The following is a 1722-nucleotide window of genomic DNA, read 5'->3' on the forward strand; positions in this document are numbered from 1 at the left end:
GGACGGCGGCCACCCACTCGTCCCGCAGCTCCTCGTACCGCGCCCGCGTCGGCCCCCACAACCAGCCGCCCGTCGCCTGAAGAAGGGCGCGGATCTCCGCATCCACGGCCGCAGCAGACCGTGCTGGCCCCGAGGGCGCAGGAGTGGAGGACATGAGCCGATCGTATCGGCGAGGTCTGACAGGCGGCTACGAATCGGTGTCTGTCATCCTGGCCGCATGACCGATGTGGACCTGCCGGTGCGCGCCTTGCCCCACTGCCCCAACCCGAAGCGCGTCGAAACCGAGGACCGCTGGGCAGGCAGGTACGCACAAGAGGTCTGCGCCTGCTCGCCGCCATCCCAGTACCTCTACCGAGTCCACTGGGTCGACCAGAAAACCGGTCGGCAGCTCTATTGCGCATGCGGGCCCCGCCCCATCGTCGGCGACTGGCAAGGCGCCTACTACGCCCCGCACGCCTACGGCTACGCCTGCCACGACTGCTCGCGCAAGCTACAAGGGCAACTGGGCCACCGGCTCGCCTCCGACATGCTGTGCTGCTACTGCGACAACACCGCCAAGGCGGGACAGGGCTTCGCCATCCGGCACGGACACCCCGAGATGGACGCCTGACCTCAGCTCTCGGCTGGCGGCTGACCGACGTAGCTGCCGCGCCCCTGCACCGTCCACACCACCCGCTCCTCAACGAGCGCGGCAATCGCCCGACGCACCGTCGTCCGGGCCAGCCCGTACTGCTGCACCAAACTGTTCTCCGACGCGATCGGCCGCCCCTCCGCCCAGTCACCCCGGGCGATCCGCGCCTTCAGGATCTCGGCGAGCTGCCGGTACGGGGTAACGGGCCCCTCGTGATCGATCTCCGCATCCGGATCAATGGCCATGATCTCGACGCTAGGCAACCCCCTACAAGCCAGCACTTCGAGCTACGTACAGAGACGTCCAGAGACAGGGCGATACAAGTGGCGCTAACCTGCAATTACACGCAATAGAGCCCCCGGGGAGCGTGGGCCGCCACCCCGGAGGCGAGCCGACGAAGGAGCCGTCGACGTGGACGAGCCTAAAGACCCCCAGCCCGCCGCCGACAGTAGGCCGCCGTTAGTCGCCGCCCACACCCGGCTCAGCCCCATGCAAGAAGCCTGGGGCACCTACGCCCACCACCGGCTCCACTGCCACCAATGCGCCGACGTCGACGCAGACCCCTGCCCGACCTCCGGCCGGCTCTACCGGGAGTGGGAGGCCATCGCCAAGGCTGCGGCCCGACGGCTCGCCGGGGGAGTGGGGTAGGGCTGTCTCGCGGGTCAGGAGGGCGGGCGAACCGGACGTCTGGCAAAAACGTTTGGCCAAGGCTTGACCTGCGGTGATCGTTTCGCACGGGGCGTGTTTACATCGTTGAGGAATGTTCAGTAGACACGCTTCCCTCTTCAACAAAACTGAGCTTTACTCAGGGTCCTGGCATATGCACAGTCGGGCAGCGCGGGGGAGCGCGCCGCTACGAACTGGGCGCCAGACGGATCAACCACCGATCCATCGGCAAGATGAGGTCAGCAGTCTCCAGGGGGCGACCACCATGGTCGAAGCGGGTACGAACGACACGGAACGCCAACGTGTCCACCAGCAACCCCAAAGCGTGCGCCTGCCCCTCCGCCAGCTCCACGCACCCCACCTCCGCCACGAACGAGGCATGCCGCCGGCGCTGCCCGCGCCACCAGGACGACACGAGCATCGCC

General features: G+C 67.8%; 3 protein-coding genes and 1 pseudogene. 2 read left to right on the top strand and 2 right to left on the bottom strand.

What is annotated here, in order from left to right; genetic code table 11:
- Positions 1-217 precede the first annotated feature (217 nt).
- The gene (locus tag AB0E98_RS33575) at positions 218-610 is read left to right on the top strand and encodes a hypothetical protein (RefSeq protein WP_359512115.1); all 393 of its coding nucleotides are present in this window, start codon (positions 218-220) and stop codon (positions 608-610) included.
- 2 nt (positions 611-612) lie between these two features.
- Here the strand turns inward: AB0E98_RS33575 and AB0E98_RS33580 are convergent, their stop codons facing one another.
- Positions 613-876: a GntR family transcriptional regulator gene (locus AB0E98_RS33580; RefSeq protein ID WP_053638332.1), complete on the bottom strand. Its 264-nt coding sequence runs from the start codon at positions 874-876 to the stop codon at positions 613-615.
- Positions 877-1042: 166 nt separating this feature from the next.
- Between AB0E98_RS33580 and AB0E98_RS33585 the strand changes: the two genes are divergently transcribed.
- A complete protein-coding gene (locus AB0E98_RS33585; RefSeq protein ID WP_361710276.1) occupies positions 1043-1279 on the top strand; it encodes a hypothetical protein in 237 nt (78 codons plus the stop codon).
- Positions 1280-1484: 205 nt separating this feature from the next.
- Here the strand turns inward: AB0E98_RS33585 and AB0E98_RS33590 are convergent.
- Positions 1485-1722, bottom strand: a pseudogene (locus tag AB0E98_RS33590) (hypothetical protein); the annotation flags it as partial.

This window comes from Streptomyces sp. NPDC037389, from assembly GCF_040636475.1.
GTDB lineage: Bacteria > Actinomycetota > Actinomycetes > Streptomycetales > Streptomycetaceae > Streptomyces > Streptomyces hesseae.